Source organism: Brevundimonas terrae, from assembly GCF_011761985.1.
Taxonomy (GTDB): Bacteria; Pseudomonadota; Alphaproteobacteria; order Caulobacterales; family Caulobacteraceae; genus Brevundimonas; species Brevundimonas terrae.
Map to the genome: position 1 here is coordinate 544973 of NZ_JAASQT010000002.1, position 17059 is coordinate 562031.

Annotated in this window: 18 protein-coding genes and 1 other RNA gene; 4 read left to right on the top strand and 15 right to left on the bottom strand. The window is 60.5% G+C overall.

Going from position 1 to position 17059, the window contains the following annotated elements; translation table 11 throughout:
* Positions 1–98: 98 nt before the first annotated feature.
* Genes FHS64_RS07310 through FHS64_RS07330 form a run of 5 tightly spaced genes read right to left on the bottom strand, consistent with a single transcriptional unit; the run spans position 99 to position 6666 of the window.
* A complete protein-coding gene (locus FHS64_RS07310) occupies positions 99–2198 on the bottom strand; it encodes a DNA topoisomerase IV subunit B (protein WP_208380683.1) in 2100 nt (699 codons plus the stop codon).
* A 30-nt stretch (positions 2199–2228) separates the two neighbouring features.
* Complete coding sequence (locus FHS64_RS07315; protein ID WP_341771103.1) at positions 2229–3554, bottom strand: O-antigen ligase family protein; 1326 nt, start codon at positions 3552–3554, stop codon at positions 2229–2231.
* A 42-nt stretch (positions 3555–3596) separates the two neighbouring features.
* Positions 3597–6044 (bottom strand): ATP-dependent helicase, encoded by a 2448-nt coding sequence (locus FHS64_RS07320; RefSeq protein ID WP_167177259.1) that lies wholly within the window; start codon positions 6042–6044, stop codon positions 3597–3599.
* A 42-nt stretch (positions 6045–6086) separates the two neighbouring features.
* The gene (locus tag FHS64_RS07325; protein WP_167177261.1) at positions 6087–6329 is read right to left on the bottom strand and encodes a ribbon-helix-helix domain-containing protein; all 243 of its coding nucleotides are present in this window, start codon (positions 6327–6329) and stop codon (positions 6087–6089) included.
* 4 nt (positions 6330–6333) lie between these two features.
* The gene (locus FHS64_RS07330) at positions 6334–6666 is read right to left on the bottom strand and encodes a YbaY family lipoprotein (protein ID WP_243862851.1); all 333 of its coding nucleotides are present in this window, start codon (positions 6664–6666) and stop codon (positions 6334–6336) included.
* A gap of 234 nt (positions 6667–6900) precedes the next feature.
* On the opposite strand from FHS64_RS07330, the gene FHS64_RS07335 reads away from it, so the two are divergent.
* Positions 6901–7809, top strand: a complete 909-nt coding sequence (locus FHS64_RS07335; RefSeq protein WP_341771106.1) for a DMT family transporter — start codon at positions 6901–6903, stop codon at positions 7807–7809.
* On the opposite strand, the gene FHS64_RS07340 is transcribed toward FHS64_RS07335, so the two are convergent.
* A complete protein-coding gene (locus tag FHS64_RS07340) occupies positions 7806–8006 on the bottom strand; it encodes a DUF4169 family protein (RefSeq protein WP_167177265.1) in 201 nt (66 codons plus the stop codon). The genes FHS64_RS07335 and FHS64_RS07340 overlap by 4 nt on opposite strands.
* A 3-nt stretch (positions 8007–8009) precedes the next feature.
* A complete protein-coding gene (locus FHS64_RS07345; protein WP_167177266.1) occupies positions 8010–9308 on the bottom strand; it encodes a patatin-like phospholipase family protein in 1299 nt (432 codons plus the stop codon).
* A gap of 152 nt (positions 9309–9460) precedes the next feature.
* Between FHS64_RS07345 and FHS64_RS07350 the strand changes: the two genes are divergently transcribed.
* Complete coding sequence (locus FHS64_RS07350; protein WP_167177757.1) at positions 9461–9856, top strand: YccF domain-containing protein; 396 nt, start codon at positions 9461–9463, stop codon at positions 9854–9856.
* A gap of 5 nt (positions 9857–9861) precedes the next feature.
* Here FHS64_RS07350 and FHS64_RS07355 read toward each other — a convergent pair whose 3' ends face one another.
* Both FHS64_RS07355 and fumC read right to left on the bottom strand, forming a co-directional pair.
* The gene (locus FHS64_RS07355; protein WP_167177268.1) at positions 9862–10449 is read right to left on the bottom strand and encodes a glutathione S-transferase family protein; all 588 of its coding nucleotides are present in this window, start codon (positions 10447–10449) and stop codon (positions 9862–9864) included.
* A 126-nt stretch (positions 10450–10575) separates the two neighbouring features.
* Positions 10576–11967, bottom strand: a complete 1392-nt coding sequence (gene fumC / locus FHS64_RS07360; RefSeq protein ID WP_167177270.1) for a class II fumarate hydratase — start codon at positions 11965–11967, stop codon at positions 10576–10578.
* A 93-nt stretch (positions 11968–12060) separates the two neighbouring features.
* On the opposite strand from fumC, the gene FHS64_RS07365 reads away from it, so the two are divergent.
* Positions 12061–12411 carry a RusA family crossover junction endodeoxyribonuclease gene (locus FHS64_RS07365; RefSeq protein ID WP_167177272.1) on the top strand — a complete coding sequence of 117 codons (351 nt, stop codon included), beginning with the start codon at positions 12061–12063 and terminating at the stop codon, positions 12409–12411.
* A gap of 9 nt (positions 12412–12420) precedes the next feature.
* On the opposite strand, the gene FHS64_RS07370 is transcribed toward FHS64_RS07365, so the two are convergent.
* The 6 genes from FHS64_RS07370 to miaA form a co-directional block, all read right to left on the bottom strand.
* Complete coding sequence (locus FHS64_RS07370; protein WP_167177274.1) at positions 12421–12819, bottom strand: GFA family protein; 399 nt, start codon at positions 12817–12819, stop codon at positions 12421–12423.
* A gap of 128 nt (positions 12820–12947) precedes the next feature.
* Complete coding sequence (locus FHS64_RS07375) at positions 12948–13466, bottom strand: hypothetical protein (protein ID WP_167177276.1); 519 nt, start codon at positions 13464–13466, stop codon at positions 12948–12950.
* 69 nt (positions 13467–13535) lie between these two features.
* Entirely contained in the window at positions 13536–14042 is a 507-nt protein-coding gene (locus FHS64_RS07380) for an SspB family protein (RefSeq protein ID WP_167177278.1), read from the bottom strand.
* Between the two features lie 105 nt (positions 14043–14147).
* Positions 14148–14517: a transfer-messenger RNA gene (ssrA, locus tag FHS64_RS07385) on the bottom strand.
* 9 nt (positions 14518–14526) lie between these two features.
* Entirely contained in the window at positions 14527–14844 is a 318-nt protein-coding gene (locus tag FHS64_RS07390; protein WP_167177280.1) for a hypothetical protein, read from the bottom strand.
* Between the two features lie 55 nt (positions 14845–14899).
* Positions 14900–15784, bottom strand: coding sequence for a tRNA (adenosine(37)-N6)-dimethylallyltransferase MiaA (gene miaA / locus FHS64_RS07395; RefSeq protein WP_167177282.1), 885 nt, complete (start codon positions 15782–15784; stop codon positions 14900–14902).
* 86 nt (positions 15785–15870) lie between these two features.
* Here miaA and FHS64_RS07400 point away from each other — a divergent pair, with 86 nt between their 5' ends.
* Positions 15871–16938, top strand: a complete 1068-nt coding sequence (locus FHS64_RS07400) for an Mrp/NBP35 family ATP-binding protein (RefSeq protein ID WP_167177284.1) — start codon at positions 15871–15873, stop codon at positions 16936–16938.
* Positions 16939–17059: the final 121 nt, after the last annotated feature.

Below are 17059 nucleotides of genomic sequence, written 5' to 3' on the forward strand. Positions count from 1 at the left end.
AGCGTTTCATCGATCTAGAACAATGAATTTGCCAAGAATTGTGCGCTGCAAATAAAAGAGCCGCCCCAAGTTGTGACTAAAGGGCGGCTCTATGGATTTTATACGTCAAGCACGTCTTGGGCGAACTTGGCGTTTTCCTGAATGAACTGGTATCGGGCCTCGGCCTTGCGACCCATCAGGCGTTCGACCAGATCTTCGATTTCCTCTTCGCTTTCAGGCAGTGAAACGCGGGCGAGGGTGCGTTTTTTCGGATCCATGGTCGTCTCTTTCAACTGAGACGCCATCATTTCACCCAGACCTTTAAAGCGGCCGATCTCGAACTTCTTGCCCTTGAATACAGTGGCCAGAAGCTCGTCACGGTGGGCATCGTCGCGGGCATATTCGGACAGCGGGCCCGCCGAGATGCGGTAAAGCGGCGGCAGGGCCATGAACAAACGACCCTGACGGATCAAGTCCGGCATGGAGCGATAGAAGAAGGTGATCAGCAGCGCCGCAATGTGCGCACCATCCACGTCGGCGTCGGTCATGATGACAACGCGCTCATAGCGCAGGTCATCGACGCTGAAACGGGTCCCCGCCTGTACGCCAAGCGCCAGCATCAGGTCGGTCAGTTCGATATTGGCGCGCAGCTTGTCGGCAGTGGCCGAGGCCACGTTCAGGATTTTTCCGCGCAGAGGCAGGATGGCCTGTGTGGTGCGGTCACGCGCCTGTTTGGCGGAGCCACCAGCCGAGTCGCCTTCGACGATAAACAGTTCGGTGCCTTCGGCGGCCTGACGCGAGCAGTCTGCCAGTTTACCCGGCAGGCGCAGCTTGCGCGTGGCGGCGGCGCGCTGGACTTCTTTGTCCTTGCGGCGGCGCAGGCGGTCTTCGGCGCGGTCGATGACGAAGCCCAGCAGGGCATTGGCCTGTTTAGGACTTTCGGTCAGCCAGTGGTCGAACGGGTCGCGCAGCAATTGCTCGGCCAGACGTGAACCTTCGGGCGAGGACAGGCGGTCCTTGGTCTGGCCTTGGAATTCGGGATTGCGGATAAAGATCGAAATCAGCGCACCCGCATTGGCGATCACGTCTTCGGCGGTGATCTGGGTGGCGCGCTTCTCGTTGGTCAGCTCGCCATAGGCTTTCAGGCCCTTGACCAGCGCCGCGCGGAAGCCAGCCTCGTGGGTGCCGCCGTCGGGCGTCGAAACCGTATTACAATAGGAGGCGATAAAGCTGTCGGCATCGCCAAAGCCGATTGGCGACCATGTGACCGCCCATTCCAGCGCGCCCGCTTCGCCCTTGCGCTCGACACGACCGGCAAAGACAGGGGTGACGGTTTCCAGTTCGCCCACGCGCTCGGCCAGTGCATCGGCCAGACCACCGGGGAAGTGGAGCGTGGCCTGTGCGGGCGTTTCGTCGGTGATGCGTTCCGGCGCACAGGTCCATTTGATCTCGACGCCACGGAACAGATAGGCCTTGGCGCGGGTCATGCGGAACAGGCGCGCGGGCTTGAAGGTCGCACCGGCACCAAAGATTTCCTCATCCGGCTTGAAGCGGATCAGGGTGCCTTTTTTACGCGACGGGCCGACCTGCTGGATCGGGCCTTGGACAAGGCCGCGGCTGAAGGACTGACGCCATTCAAAGCCGTCGCGCCAGACCGTGACATCCAGATTGGTGGACAGGGCGTTGACGACCGACACACCCACGCCGTGCAGACCGCCCGAGGTTTCATAGGCCTTGCCCGAGAACTTGCCGCCCGAGTGCAGCACGGTCATGACGACTTCTAGCGCTGACTTGCCGGGGTGTTTGGGGTGGGGATCGACCGGAATACCGCGACCGTCATCGCGCACCGACAGGAAGCCCTCGGCATCCAGATCGACAGTGATCAGCTTGGCATGTTTGGCGACGGCTTCGTCCATCGCGTTGTCGAGGACTTCGGCAAACAGGTGGTGAAGAGCGCGTTCGTCCGTGCCGCCGATATACATGCCGGGGCGTTTGCGAACAGGCTCCAGCCCTTCCAGAACCTCGATGGACTCCGCCGAATAGCCGGTAGCGGCTGCGGTGCCCGCAGCGTGTGCCGATGCAGGCGCAACAACAGGTGCCGCAGGCGCGGCAACGGCCTTGGCTGCGACAGGGGCGGCTGTCTTTACCGGTTCAGCCGGCTTTTGCGGCTTTGCGGGTTCGGGGGCGGTGTCGTTCAAGGCTGAAAAAAGGTCGTCCATCAGGTCAGTCTGCGGCGATTCGGAACTTGGTCAGGTATGCCCTGCGGGCGATGTGTGCAAGCGTGGGCGGGTTATCCCCTTGGGGACAGCCGACGAGAACGGTGCATGAACGACTATAGCGCGATCACACGCTCTTGCGAGGGCTGCAACACATAATACCCACGGTAAATTCTGGGCGGTCATCACCACGCTCTCGGACAGGCTGAGCAGGATGAAGACGGCCAGATAGGCTAAGGACCACCAGCCTTCGGTGCGACCATAGCCATTGATGCGGCACAGGTGCGAAACGACGGCGACGCTCAGGATCATGGCGCAGCCGATGGCACCCACCCAGCCCAACTCCAACAGAACATCCAGCCAGCCATGGTGGGCCGATGGCACTTCCCATGCTGTGTTGAAGCGTATCCAGTTGGCCGGAACGGAATCCGCACCCCAGAAGGCATTATAGCCGTAACCCAGCAAAGGACGCTGGTTCGAGGCCTCCAGTACGGCTTCCCAGATTTCGGTACGGCCGGTCAGGGTGGGGTCTTTGCCGATCAAACCCAGCAGGAAGGCGGATTCTTGTGTCCAGATCCACCAGCCCAGCGCGGCCAATATGACGCCAAGCCACAGGCTGAGGATCACCAGAACAGGTCCGCCCTTGCGGATAACGGCAATGCCAAACACGACGCCTACACCCAGTACCAGACACACCAGAGAGGTCTTGGAGGCTGTGGCCAGCACCAGCAGCGTGCAAAGTACCAATGCCGCCATGGCCCATTTGCGTTTAGTCGGTTCGGCCACCAGCCACGCGGCGGCACTGATGCCACCGGCTACCATGACCAGACCCATCTGGTTCTTTTCATACCAGACACCGCGCCACAGGCCGTCATTGACACCGTGGTGGACGCCGATCTGGGGCAGGGCAAAGACAAAGACGACCGACAGCGCCCCCATCCACAGACAGACCATGGCCAAAAGACGAGGAAGGGCGACGCCGCGATATCTGGCCCCCAGATAAAGAGCAAAGCCGCTATTGACCGCCAAGGCGATGAAACGGCGCTGGGTGGTGGCCGGATCAATCGACCAATAGCGCGAGGCAAAGGTCAGAAGCGCCATCAGGACGACCAGAACCATGGCTGGCCACACCCGCACCAGATCGCGCCATCGCAACAGGCACAGCCCCGCCGTAACCGCATAGCTGGGCAACCAGAACAAACGCAGGATCGGGTTCTCGCCCTGATCGGGGGCCAGTATCGGCCCGATCAGCGCCCCCGTCAGCATCATCAGCACATAGCCCGCACACCACTGCTCCCACAGGGGAACAGCGACAGGGCGCGTTGTAGCGTCAGTCTGTGCGATGGCAGCATAGGTCACGAGGACTAGGCTTATCGAACAGGGTTAAACAAAAGGTGCGGCTCAGGATTTTTCGACGAAGCTGTCGATGACCTTTTTCTCGCCGGCCTTTTCGAAATCGACGACCAGCTTGTTGCCTTCGATGGCGGTGACGAGGCCATAGCCGAACTTCTGGTGGAAGACGCGATCGCCGCGTGACCAGTCGCCCGAGGGCTTGGGCGCAGGGGCGATGACGCGAGCCTTGCCTTCGACGATGGCCTTGCGGGCGGGGGCGTAGGTGTTACGCGCGCTGGCATTGCCGCCGTGCAGATTGGCCCCGAAGCCGGTGTCGCCATAGATGGCCTTGTTGCTGCTGGCCTGTGCGCGTTTCCAGCCGGGGGTGTCGTGGCTGGAGCCCGCAAACGGCTTGTCGTCCCATCTGCTCTGCGGGCGCTGGGCGGGCGTGGGACTGTAATAGCCGGTGTCCGATTGCGGCTCGACGTGTTCGATGGGCAGTTCATCGACAAAACGGCTGGGCATCTGGGTTTGCCAGCGGCCATAGACCATGCGGTTGGCGGCAAAACTGATGCGGGCATCGCGCTTGGCGCGGGTGACGCCGACATAGGCAAGGCGACGCTCTTCCTCGAGGCCCTTGATGCCCTTTTCGTCGATGCTGCGCTGGCTGGGGAAGACGCCTTCTTCCCAACCGGGCAGGAAGACCAGCGGAAATTCCAGCCCCTTGGCCCCGTGGAGGGTCATGATCTGGACCGATCCGCTGCTGCTTTCCTCTTCGGCATTGCGCTCAAGGTCCATGACCAGCGAGACGTGTTCCAGATAGGATTGCAGCGTGTCGAACTGCTGCATGGATTGCACCAGTTCCTTGAGGTTATCGAGGCGCGTCTGGCCGCTGGTCTTGTCGGCTTTTTGCATGTCCGTATAGCCGCTCTCGTCCAGAACGGTTTCCATCACCTGCCAGTGCGGGGTGCCGGTCTTTAACAGGTCGCGCCAGCGGTCGAGGTCGCGTACGAAATTGGTCAGCGGCGTACGGGTACGGCCCGGTAACTCGTCACTCGTCATCAGGTGACGCACAATCTGCATGGCCGAGACGCCGTTCTCGCGCCCCATGTGCAGGATTTTCGACACCGAAGTATCGCCAACGCCGCGCTTGGGCACATTGACGATGCGTTCAAACGCCAGATCGTCGGCCTCGGATTGTATCAGGCGGATATAGGCGTGGGCGTCGCGGATTTCGGCGCGTTCAAAGAAGCGCGGACCGCCGATCACCTTATAGGGGATGGCCAGCATGACGAACCGCTCTTCAAAGGCGCGCATCTGGAAGGAGGCGCGCACCAGAACGGCAATGTCCTTATAGGCGATACCGCGACGACGGGCGTCCTCGATCTCCTCTGCGATCATGCGGGCCTCGGCATCACCGTCCCAGAAGCCGCGCACGCGCACCTTGTCGCCGCTGTCGTCCTCGGTCCAAAGCTGTTTGCCGAGGCGTTCCTTGTTGGCGGCGATCAGCGCACCGGCAGCGCCCAGAATATGCGCCGTAGAGCGATAGTTTTGCTCCAGACGGATGACCTTGGCCCCCGGGAAGTCGCGCTCGAAGCGAAGGATGTTGTCCACCTCGGCTCCGCGCCAGCCATAGATGGACTGGTCGTCGTCACCCACACAGCAGACATTGCCGGATGAAGAGGTCAGAAGGCGCAGCCAAAGATATTGGGCGACGTTGGTGTCCTGATACTCGTCCACCAGAATATATTTGAAGCGGCGGCGGTATTCCTCCGCAATGTCGGCATTCTGGCTGAGGATGGTCAGGTTATGCAGCAGCAGATCACCGAAATCGCAGGCGTTCAGCGTGCGCAGGCGGTTCTGGTAGGCGGCATACAGTTTCTGGCCCTTGCCCTCGGCAAAGTCTTCACCGGGCGGCAGTTTCTCGGGCGTCCAGCCACGGTTCTTCCACTGGTCGATGGCACCGGCCAGTGACTTGGGCGTGTGCTTTTTGGTGTCGATATTGGCGGCTTCGAGAAGCTGCTTCAGCAACCGCTCCTGATCGTCCGTATCAAGGATAGTGAAGGACGATTGCAGCCCGACCAGTTCGGCATGGCGGCGCAAAATCTGCGCGGCAACCGAGTGGAACGTCCCCAGCCAGCGCAGGCCCTCGGCATCGGGTCCGATCAGGTGGCTGATCCGCTCGCGCATTTCGCGCGCGGCCTTGTTGGTAAAGGTGACGACCAGCATTTCCCACGGACGGGCGCGGCCTGTTGCAAGGATATGGGCAAGGCGCGTGGTTAGAACGCGCGTCTTTCCTGTTCCCGCACCGGCCAGAACCAGAACCGGACCCTCGGTGGTTTCGACTGCTTCGCGCTGTTCGGGGTTCAGACCGGACAGATAGTCCGGTGTCTGAACGCGACCATTATCGGCGCGGGCAAGGTCGGAAATGCGGGGGGAGGCTTGTTCGGTCACGAAACAGATCACTCGGGCGGCAGGTTCAGTTGGCGGATTCGAACTGAAACATAAGCGGAACATGGGGCAAAGTCAGGCCCGTTTCCGAATTCTGCACCTAAAGGATCAGGCCGAGGGTTCAAACTCGACAAAGCTATGGTCGCCACCGGCCCATTGAAGGGCCAGAACCCGACAGGCCGAAGCCAGCGGGCGGCGACCACGCCATGCATCAATACGGATCAAAAGCTCGGCGCGGGTCAGCTTCAGCATGTCACCAATACTGTCCAGCACGACCCAGAATTCTGGCTCGAGTGCGACAGAGGTGGCATGACCCGACAACAGCACCGAGCGTTTGACCAGACTACTCAAAAGACTAGCGAACCCCGACCATCATGATGTTGGCGCTATCGGGTGCGCCACGGGTCAGCACGCTGTGGCGGGTATCGGTAGTGAAGCGCAAATTGCCCGCAGGGTCACGGATTTCAGCACGGACAGCATATTCGTGACGCTGATCGATCTGGCTGGCCGGAACCTTCAGTTGAACCTGATAGGGAGGGGCGCGGCCGTCCAGCATGATGTCTTCGCGGTCCAGTTCGCGTGCCGGCGCATCGGCAAGGCTGACATCGGCCAGTGTCACCGTCAGCTTGTGACCGGGCGTGAGCATGATCCGTTCGCGATAGGACGCAGTAACATCAACAGTACGCATGTTGTTCTCCGGCATGGGCATGGTGGTGCAAGATGCCAGAACAACTGTGGCGGCCATGGTTCCCAAAGCAAGGGGTATGTGCAGGCGCATTTTTGAGGCCTCGTGTGTGATGAAAAAGAGGTGGCAAGCCGCTAACGCACAGCTTGTCTCATGGTGCCGAAAATTAATGCAGTTTCTTACACGAAAGCGCCGTAAGGACACCCTGTATAGGGACTTAAAGCGGGGAGCGTCGGGGTGGAACAGCCTTCGAGTGTGGATATGAAGGCCTATGGCAGCGTTGCTGTCTGTGCGCTGGTGTGGGGAACGACCTGGTACGCCATTACTTTCCAGCTGGGTGAAACCCATGCGGCGATCTCGGTGATCCTGCGCTTTGGTTTGGCGGCTCTGGGTCTGGCGGCTGTGGCCAAGCTGATGAAGAACAAGCTGTCACTGACCCGCGCCCAGCATCTGGCGGCGGCGGGACAGGGGCTGTTTGCGTTCGCCGTGTCCTATTATTTTGTCTATGCGGCCGAAGAGAAGATCGCCTCGGCGGTTGTGGCCATCATGTTTGCCGCTCTGGCCTTTGTGAACCTGATCCTGTTCCGGCTGTTATCGCGCCAGAAAGCCTCGGCGGGGGCATGGATCGGAGCCATTCTGGGCGTCGTCGGTGTGGCGGTGCTATCGGCAGGCGAAATCACGGGTGCGGGTCTGGGGGATCACGCGGTCACAGGTGTGGTGTTTGCCTTTGTGGCGGTACTGGCATCGGCCATGGGCAACTGGTTCGCATGGCGCGGTCAACAGGCAGGGGCGCAAGTGCTTCCGGCGACGGCGTGGGCCATGGGATATGGCACGGCATTTTTGACACTGTATGCGTTGGTCACAGGCATTAGCTGGCATGTGGACTGGAGCGTCGCCTATGTCGGATCGCTGCTTTATCTTGCCGTGATCGGGTCGGTGCTGACGTTTGGGCTGTATTTCACGCTGGCCCGGAATTACGGCTATGCGCTGGCCAGCTATATTTCGGCCCTGACCCCGCCCATCGCCATGCTGGTGTCGATCGTATTCGAGGGCGCACGTTTCGGGCTTCCGGCCTTTGCGGGGCTTGTGCTGGTGTTGGCTGGTCAGATGTTTATGAGCCGTGCGCCGAGGAAGTCGGCGGCCTAAACCTCGCCGTCATCCTTTTCTGTGCTGTCGCGCTTATGTCCCTCTAGGCGGGACACGCGGGCGGCTTCGTTCTTCTGGTTTTGTTGGCGCTCCAGCTTGGTGCGGCCAAAGGTCAGGCGGTTGGCCTCGGCCTGTTTCCGGTCTGTCTGTTTGGCCGCCTGTTTGCGGGCGCGGTTCAGATTGATGATTTCGGCCATGTGTCAGGGCTTGGGACTATAAGGCGTTTCGGTCGGGCTGGAGGGTGTATTGATCGCCGCCTCGTTGTTGACCGGTGTTTGCGACGGCGGGGTCGCGGGCTTGGGGGCCAAGGGTTCGGGAATATTGGCTTCGTCGATGATATCGGCTGAAATCAGCCCTGCGGCGGGATCAATCTGGTCCATGCGTCGCCAAGCCGAACCGTCGCGCCCGCGCTGGCGGCCCACCTCGAACAGGGCCGTCATCGAAACCTGATCGAATGACAGGGCCGAGGCGTGGATGTTGTCGGGAATGGCGGTGAAGGACATTTCCAGACCATTACGGCGGGCAAAGCCAGATGTGACCGCCAGATGGGTCCGCAGCGAGGCCTTGCTCATACTGTCATAGGTGCGGCCCAGAATGCCGGTCAGGCGACCGGGGGTGGTGCCGGTATTGCGGCCTGTCTGGCCGTTGACGATGATGTAGAAGGCCCCCCGACCTTCCTGCACGCGCGGCGAGGTCCACAGCATCAGTTCTTCGGGAATGGCCAGATAGGGCAGGTTGACGCCGCCATCGACGTGCATCTCGGCAATGGCCTGACCATCCTGTGTCATGCCGGGCAGAAGAACGGGCGGGAACACACCGGGGATGGAGGCCGAGGCCACCAGAATCTTTTTGAACAGCAGACGGGCGTCTTCGTCACCACGGGTGGCAATCACGCCCATGTCCCAGATCACGCTCTGTTGGGTGTCCAGATTGGTGGTGGCGACCAGAAGACGGCGCCCGCTTGCGTGTTCGCGCGCAATCGCCCGCATCAACTCGAAAGTGGCGTAGGAATCGACCAGGTTTTCCAACTGCTTGGACGAGAACAGGCTGGGATTGAACATGGCCGCAAAACTGCGCAAACCGATCAGGCTTTCAGTCTGCTTGCCAGTATAGGCCCCGCGCAGTTCCTCGTCCCATTCAGGGCCAAGAAATGCGAATGGGGCGGCAAGTGCGCCCGTAGAAATGCCGGTGACAATATCGAACTGCGGACGGGTACCGGCTTCGCTCCAGCCATAGATCAGGCCCGCGCCATAGGCACCGTTTGCTCCGCCGCCTGACAGGGCCAGCAGGCGGGTCGTACCGTCACGGGCCAGCAAGTGACTGAAATCTGCATTGAAGTCGGTGACGCGCGATTCAACGCTGGTGCGCGCCATAGCCGCCGAGACCGCACCATCGGGATCATACAGACGCAGCGGGCCGTTAGGACGATCCAGTGTGCCACAGGCGGCGACGCTGAGCGCAAGCGAAGCAATGGCAAACGGGCGTAAGATCGGGTGCATGGATTCCAGCCGGTTAACGAAAGTCAGGGTCTATGTAAGGCCAAGTGTTGATGACCGCTATCCGTTCCATCAGACTAGGTGCGGACTCGCATGCGCGGGCGATGCTACCTAACTCTATAGATCATCCACGATGAAGGAATGACGACTTGCCATTGATCCGCCTGATCCTGAACCTGCTGTGGTTTTTCACGGGGGGCTTTCTGACTGGACTGACCTGGCTGATTGGCGGGCTTTTGCTGTTGTTGACCGTGGTGGGCGCGCCGTGGGCCTTTTCGGCGTGGCGCATCGCATCCTACTCATTCTGGCCGTTTGGCCGTGAGGTGGTGTGGCGCGAGCCCGATGCCTCGGTGATCGGGGTGGGGTGCTTTGGTGTGGGTCTGAACATCATCTGGCTGATACTGGCCGGATGGTACATCGCCATTGGTCATATTCTTGTGGCCGTGCCCCAGTTCATCAGCATCATCGGTATTCCCTTTGCACTGAAAAATCTGGAGCTGGCCAAACTATCGCTGGCACCGGTCGGTCGCACGATCCGCGCCAAGGCCTGACGGGGTCAGGCGGGCGGGCTGTCCTTTTGCAGGGCGCGTTGTAGGGCTGGGCGTTCCGAGATGCGACGGACATAGCTGTCATACGGCTCGCCAGCCGGCATGGCGGCGCGGAACCATTGCAGCAGGCTGCCGAACAGGATGTCGAGGGCCGAGAAATTGCCAAGGATGAATCCGCCATCCTTGATCGCCTCGCGCCAGCGGCGGTCCAGCTCGGCATAGGCGTCTTTTTGAACCTGCGACCAACCCTCACGCGGGCCTGACGTCAGAACCGTTTCCAGCACGCCGTTATAAAGACCCAACCACGAGACGTACTCGGCCCGTCTGGGGTGCGTCGGTGTCGGGGCCATAGCCGCCACACGGTACTTGTCTGTCAGGAACAGGAAGATCAGCACCGACTCGATCAGGACTTGTCCGTCGAGTTCGATAGAGGGGGCCAGTTTCAAGGGATGGGGATTGGTCGGATCCATACCGCCCTGACCGTTCTGGCGGCGGATATCGACATAGTGAATCGTGTAGTCGGCCCCCAGTTCTTCCAGCAACCACAGCATGCGGGTGGAACGGGATTGCGGGGCATGGTGAAGGATCAGCGACATGGGGGCGGCCTCGGTAATTACACTGTCGGCTCTAACCTATCGCTGATCGGCAATATGCGCGAGCCATGAAAAAGCCCCGCCGGATATCTCCGGCGAGGCTTTTCAGTCTGGAATGATGACGGCGTCTTACGACGGCGAGATCATGTTTTCCGGACGGACATACTGGTCGAACTCTTCGTTCGTCAGATAGCCGCCACCAACAGCTTCTTCACGCAGGGTGGTGCCGTTCTTGTGTGCGGTCTTGGCGATCTTGGCGCAGGTGTCATAGCCCAGCTTGGCGTTCAGGGCGGTGACCAGCATCAGCGAGTTTTCGAGGCCGTGCTTGATGTTGTCTTCGCGCGGCTCGATGCCGACGACGCAGTTGTCGGTGAAGCTGATGGCCGCATCGGCAACCAGACGGACCGATTGCAGGAAGTTGTAGGCCATGACCGGATTATAGACGTTCAGCTCGAAATGGCCTTGCGAGCCAGCGAACGACAGGGCGGCGTTGTTACCGAACACCTGAGCGCAAACCTGCGTCAGGGCTTCACACTGGGTCGGGTTGACCTTGCCAGGCATGATCGACGAACCCGGCTCGTTTTCCGGCAGCGACAGCTCGCCCAGACCTGCGCGCGGCCCCGAACCGAGGAAGCGGATGTCGTTGGCGATCTTGAACAGCGACGCGGCAACCGTGTTGATCGCGCCGTGCGAGAAGACCATGGCGTCGTGGGCGGCCAGTGCCTCGAACTTGTTCGGGGCGGTGGTGAAGCTCAGGCCGGTGATCTTGGCGATGTTCTCGGCAACCTTCTCGGCGAAACCGATCGGGGCGTTCAGGCCGGTGCCGACAGCGGTGCCGCCTTGGGCCAGTTCCATCAGGCGCGGCAGGGTCTGCTCGATGCGCTCGATGCCCATGGCCACTTGGTGCGCGTAACCGCCGAACTCTTGGCCCAGCGTCAGCGGGGTGGCGTCCTGCGTGTGGGTGCGGCCGATCTTGATGATGTGCGCCCAGGCCTTGGCCTTGGCGTCCAGCGCTGCGTGCAGGTGCTTCAGGGCCGGGATCAGGTCGTTGACCACCTGTTCGGCGCAGGCAACGTGCATGGCCGTCGGATAGGTGTCGTTCGACGACTGGCTCATGTTCACGTGATCGTTCGGGTGAACCGGCTTCTTGGAGCCCATTTCACCGCCCAGAATTTCAATCGCGCGGTTCGAGATGACCTCGTTGGCGTTCATGTTCGACTGGGTGCCCGAACCGGTTTGCCATACGACCAGCGGGAAGTGGTCGTTCAGCTTGCCTTCGATGACTTCGTTGGCAGCCTTGATGATGGCGTCGGCCAGACCGGCATCCAGCTTGCCCAGATCGCGGTTGGTCTCGGCAGCGGCGCGCTTGACGATACCCAGAGCGCGGACAACAGGCAGAGGCTGCTTTTCCCAGCCAATCTTGAAGTTGCCAAGCGAACGCTGGGCTTGGGCACCCCAATAGCGGTCGGCGGCCACTTCGATCGGGCCAAAGGTATCGGTTTCAGTGCGGACGTTGCTCATAACGAACTCTCAGACGTGGCGGGAAGTTGGTTGGGGGTGTAGCACTTGCGACGGTCAGGGCAAGGGAACTGACGGCAGGAAAGGCAAGTTCGCGTGGTTCAGGGTTGGGTTGGCACCGGTAAAGTGCGTGCGCGCGAAGTCGGTGAAGTGGTTGAAATCGTCATCGACGGACTGACCACGCAGGCCAAATATTACAAGCCGCTGGTCTATGAGTTCATGCGCAAGGAATGGCAGTCGCGTCCGCAATGGGGCGACCATGTCGTCGAGATTGTGATGGAGCATGTCGGCGATCCGCCATGGATGGACCTCGACAATCTGGCCAAGGCGCTACTGGATTCCATCAAGGGCTATCTGTTCCATGACGACAGTCAGGTCGCCCGCCTTCTGGTGGAACGCAATGAAGGCGAGCGCGAGCGGATCATCATCCGTTGCTATCGGCGTTAGTCCCCAAACCTATTCCATGCCTGGATAGCGGTTGAACGAGGGCAGGGCATCGAGGTTTTTCATCCAGTCGATGCGCTCTGCTGTCTGGATCTGGGCCTGCAACGGGATGGCCGCCGGATTGTCCAGCGTGGCGGACTGAACATCGATCATGTTCGGGAAGATGGTCTCGTTGACGTAGAACAGGCTGGTCCCGCAATCGCCACAGAACATACGCTGTGCGCCCTCTGACGAGGCATAGGATTTGGGTGTGCCGGTTATCTTGATCTGGTCGTTACGCACCAGTGCCCATGATGCCGCGGGGGCACCCGTCGCCTTGCGGCAGTCGGTGCAGTGGCACAGGGCATGGTGCTGGACATCCGTATCCATTTCGTAACGGATTGCGCCGCAGTGGCAGCCACCTGAAATCATAACGTCCTCCCTCATGTTTATGGTTTGTTCTAGATCGGCGACATCCAAATTTCAAGACGGGCGATATAGGTCGGGCTAGAAACTAAAATGGCCGACCCTGTTCAGGATCGGCCATTTGGGGATGTGGCTTAGGACGCTGCGTTGCTTATCAGCGTCTGGATGTCTTTGGGCTTTGCGATGGAGGTGCCGCCAGCCGGATAGGTGGTCAGCTTGCCGCCTTCCCACAGACCGACTTCCATCGCCTTGGTGGCGGGGTCGATCAGCAGATAGGCCGCATTGATACCGCCATCGTGGGGCTTGTTGCCGCTGGTATAAAGGACATTGCCTTCACGGGTCAGCGGGCTTTCAACCTTCATATTGGTTTTGAAGGTTTCAAACTTGTCGCCCAGCAGGGTTTTGAGCGGCGCGGCAATGACCGAGGCCTCAAACAGGCCGCTCTGGCTAGGATATTGGCTGACCAGCGGCTCCAGTGAAGCCCATTCACCACTCAAAGTTGCCGTAGCCGCCGGTGCGGGTTCCGCAGCAACAGGATCGGCAGGCGCTTGCGCGGGCGGATTGTTTTCCGGCGACCCGCATGCGGATAGTGCCAGACTGCCTGTGACGGCGGCCAGCGCGATGGTGAAGGCGGCACGATTGTTTTTAAACATGAAAACGCTCCGTACAGACGCAAGGTGCGGCGTCTGGTTCATAACGAAAAGCGGGCTTTATAGTTGCCGTTATTTCTTGCGGAACTGGTCCAGAGACACGACCTTCGGGCCGCTGTCGTCATCGTCGCCGGTCGGAGGAGGCGGTGCCGCTTCGGGATCGCGCACAGGCGTCAGCAGCGGGGCGATTTCGGCCTCGACGGTTTCCGGCTCGTCGAACTGAAGCATGAACTGCACGCTGGGGTCATAGAAGCGCACGATGGCTGTATAGGGCACCGTCAGAACCTTGGGCAGACCGCCGAATTTCAGCGTGACCGTGAACAGGTCGTCATTGACCGCCATATCCCAGTACTGGTGCTGGAGGACGATGGTCATTTCGTCGGGGTATTTAGCGATCACATCAGCAGGAAGCGACACGCCAGCGGCGCGCGTTTTGAAGGTAATGTAGAAGTGGTGGGCCCCCGGGATGCCCTCGGGAGAGGCCGCGCGTTCCAGCGCAGACTTGATGACGCCGCGCAATGCATCCTGAGCCAGTTGCTCGTACTGCATTTCGTCAATCGGGGGTTGTTGGTCGGTCATCGTTGGCCTCAAAACTCGCGCGACCGGTGTGTGTAGCGGTCTGCGAATGTGATGAAAGAAACTGTGGCCAGCGGCAACACGTTTTTTATGAATTGTATCGGGAGAAGTGGAGGGTTTCTGTTGGCAGGCACCCTCCGGGCCCCGCCTAGGGATCTGAACCCCTAGGACTTAGATCGGAAATCACCGAACTGCATTACGCAGCGAGGCGGACTTCACCAGCGAAGTTATCGTTCGCATTTAGTTTAAATAGCCCGATACGATGAGCCACGTCGGGCGAAAGCAACCTCTTTACACGTCCGTCGATGCTAGTCGGCCCCGTACTCGCCTCGCCGATAACGCGAAGAGGAAGAGATTGGTGGAGCCGCCGGGAATCGCACCCGGGTCCGGTCCGCTTATTACAAGCGCGTTTATCGCCATAGTCCGAGCAAGCCCGAACACCCTTAAGATAGTGCAGCTTGTTGTTTGTGCCAAGGTTCAGCGCGAATTAATAACGAGAAACAGGTGCCGCATTTTCGCTGCGGCGGCCATCTCCACGGCTCTCGTCACGCCTTTCGCGTGCATCGCGTGCATTGGCGCGAAGGGTTTCGCGTTGGCGCGGGGTCATGCAGACGCGTTCAGAGCGGTTCGAGCCCATAATGCGCTCGTTACGGCAAACGACATTATTGCCCTCATCCGGATTTTTGGAAGTGGCCATCTGTTCACCGGAGCGGTCTGAGGCAGAGATTGGCGCAAGAGCATCCTGAGATTGCGGCGACTGTTCCGGAGAGAGGACCAGAAGGGTGGAAATCATAAGTGCAATCATTGAAATGCTCCATTGTGGAACATTGATATTCCACGGTACGAATAGCAAGTAAATCTTAACTGTGCCTTGGCCAGTCCGCCTGTTGGTTGCGGAACCATGTCAGCTGTCGTTTGGCATAGTTGCGGGTGGCCTGTTTCATGGCCGAAACGGCTTGTTCTCGGGGGATCTGGCCGTCCAGCCATGCGGCGATCTCGCGCAAGCCCACGGCCTTCATGGCGGGCAGACCCATATCCAGACCCCTTGCCATCAGGGCGCGGGTTTCCTCGATCGCGCCGGTTTCCAGCATGATGTCCACGCGGCGGTCGCAATTGGCATAAAGCACGTCGCGTTCCGGCTCCACGATGATGCCGCTCCAGCTTTGGGGGCGCAGCAGGGGGCGGGTTTCGGCTTTAAACTCGGTCAGGGATTTGCCGGACGTACGAAACACCGACAGGGCGCGCACCAGACGCTGACGATCTGACGGGAAAATGCGGGCTTCGGATTCGGGATCGATCTCGCGCAGGGTTGCGCGAAAATCCTCTTCGCCGCCGATATCGTATTCTTCCTCGACCATGTCGCGGATGAAGGGCGGCACGGGCGGGATATCTGCCAGACCCTTGGTCAGGGCGTTGAAATACAGGCCGGTGCCGCCCACCAGAATGGCGTTCTTGCCGTCGGCATGGGCGCGGCAGATTTCATCCAGCGCCGCGCGGGACCATTTGCCGACCGACCAGGCTTCGCCCGCATCGGCCACGCCATAGAGGCGGTGAGGGGCCTTGGCTTCGTCTTCAGCGGGAGGGCGGGCGCTAAGGACATCCATATCGGCATAAAGCTGCTGGCTGTCGGCATTGATAATGACCGCGCCCGTTTCCATCGCCAAATCCAGCGCCAGCCGCGATTTGCCGGAGGCCGTCGGGCCACCGATCAGGGTAATGGAGGGCTGTGGATTCGAATTAGACAAGGGTGAGGCTCGCGGTTCTTGTCCGCAGGCGATAGAAGGCGCGGACCGATGCGGCAAGACCCGTCGGCAGGATTGGAGTTATCACCTTGATCGACCGCGCCACTGTCACCGCTGTTCTGGACACTGTTATCGACCCGAAATCCGGCAAGGGACTGGTTCAGGCTGGACTGGTTCAAGGACTGGTCGTGGAGAATGGCCGCGCGGGCTTTGTGGTCGAGGTGCCGTCAGCGGACACCGCCCTTTATGCGCCGGTGCGTGATCAGGCCGAGGCGGCGCTTAAGGCTATCGAGGGCATGGAGCGTGTCTCGGTGATCCTGACGGCAGAGACTGTGGTCAAACCCCAGCGCCGCACGGCCAGCCTGTCGCCGCAAGCCGTGGACCAGAACCGGCCCAAGGCACCTGTCCCGACCGACCGTCCGGCCCATGTGAAGCGCGTACTGGCGGTGGCCAGCGGCAAGGGCGGCGTGGGCAAGTCCACGGTTTCGGTTAATCTGGCGGTCGCTCTGGCTAAGCGCGGCCTGTCGGTCGGTATTCTGGATGCCGATGTCTATGGTCCGTCCATGCCGACCATGCTGGGGATTTCCGGCAAGCCTGCCTATGAAGACGGCCAGATGGTGCCGCACGAGGCGCATGGTCTGAAAGCTATGTCGGTCGGCCTGTTGACCGCTGGCAATGACGCCATGGTGTGGCGCGGGCCGATGGCCTCGCAGGCCATTACCCAGATGCTGACCCAGACCCGTTGGGGAACGGCGGAAAAGCCGCTGGATGTGCTGGTGGTGGACCTGCCGCCGGGTACGGGTGACGTGCAACTGACCCTGATCCAGAAAACGCCGCTGGATGGCGCTGTGATAGTCTCGACGCCGCAAGAAGTGGCGCTGGCCGATGCCCGACGCGCCCATACGCTGTTCGAGAAGGTGGGCGTTCCGACGCTGGGCCTGATCGAAAATATGAGCGGTGATGTCTTTGGCAGAGGTGGTGCAGAAGCCGAGGCAGCTCGTTTGGGCGTGGCCTATCTGGGCGATCTTCCGCTGTCGGCATCGGTGCGTGAGGGTGGCGATGCCGGTGTTCCGGTCACTGTGGCGGTGCCGTTCGGAGAGGCTGCCGAGCGTTTCGATGCCGTGGCTGCGGCTATGATCGAGGCGCTGTCCCTATAGGGCCGCGCGGCGCGCACTGTAACTTTTATTGAGCTTTACCGTTACAGTTGGGCCGAACCTTGCCACTTTTGGTTGTCACCATAGCTTCGTGCCCCCATCTCATCGGGGTGTAGAGTAGCGT

Coding starts and splice junctions, on each gene's coding strand:
- FHS64_RS07310 (WP_208380683.1), bottom strand. CDS start 2,198: ATGGACGACCTTTTTTCAGCCTTGAACGACACCGCCCCCGAACCCGCA.
- FHS64_RS07320 (WP_167177259.1), bottom strand. CDS start 6,044: ATGTTCCGCTTATGTTTCAGTTCGAATCCGCCAACTGAACCTGCCGCC.
- FHS64_RS07330 (WP_243862851.1), bottom strand. CDS start 6,666: ATGCGTACTGTTGATGTTACTGCGTCCTATCGCGAACGGATCATGCTC.
- FHS64_RS07340 (WP_167177265.1), bottom strand. CDS start 8,006: ATGGCCGAAATCATCAATCTGAACCGCGCCCGCAAACAGGCGGCCAAA.
- FHS64_RS07345 (WP_167177266.1), bottom strand. CDS start 9,308: ATGCACCCGATCTTACGCCCGTTTGCCATTGCTTCGCTTGCGCTCAGC.
- FHS64_RS07355 (WP_167177268.1), bottom strand. CDS start 10,449: ATGTCGCTGATCCTTCACCATGCCCCGCAATCCCGTTCCACCCGCATG.
- fumC (WP_167177270.1), bottom strand. CDS start 11,967: ATGAGCAACGTCCGCACTGAAACCGATACCTTTGGCCCGATCGAAGTG.
- FHS64_RS07370 (WP_167177274.1), bottom strand. CDS start 12,819: ATGATTTCAGGTGGCTGCCACTGCGGCGCAATCCGTTACGAAATGGAT.
- FHS64_RS07375 (WP_167177276.1), bottom strand. CDS start 13,466: ATGTTTAAAAACAATCGTGCCGCCTTCACCATCGCGCTGGCCGCCGTC.
- FHS64_RS07380 (WP_167177278.1), bottom strand. CDS start 14,042: ATGACCGACCAACAACCCCCGATTGACGAAATGCAGTACGAGCAACTG.
- FHS64_RS07390 (WP_167177280.1), bottom strand. CDS start 14,844: ATGATTGCACTTATGATTTCCACCCTTCTGGTCCTCTCTCCGGAACAG.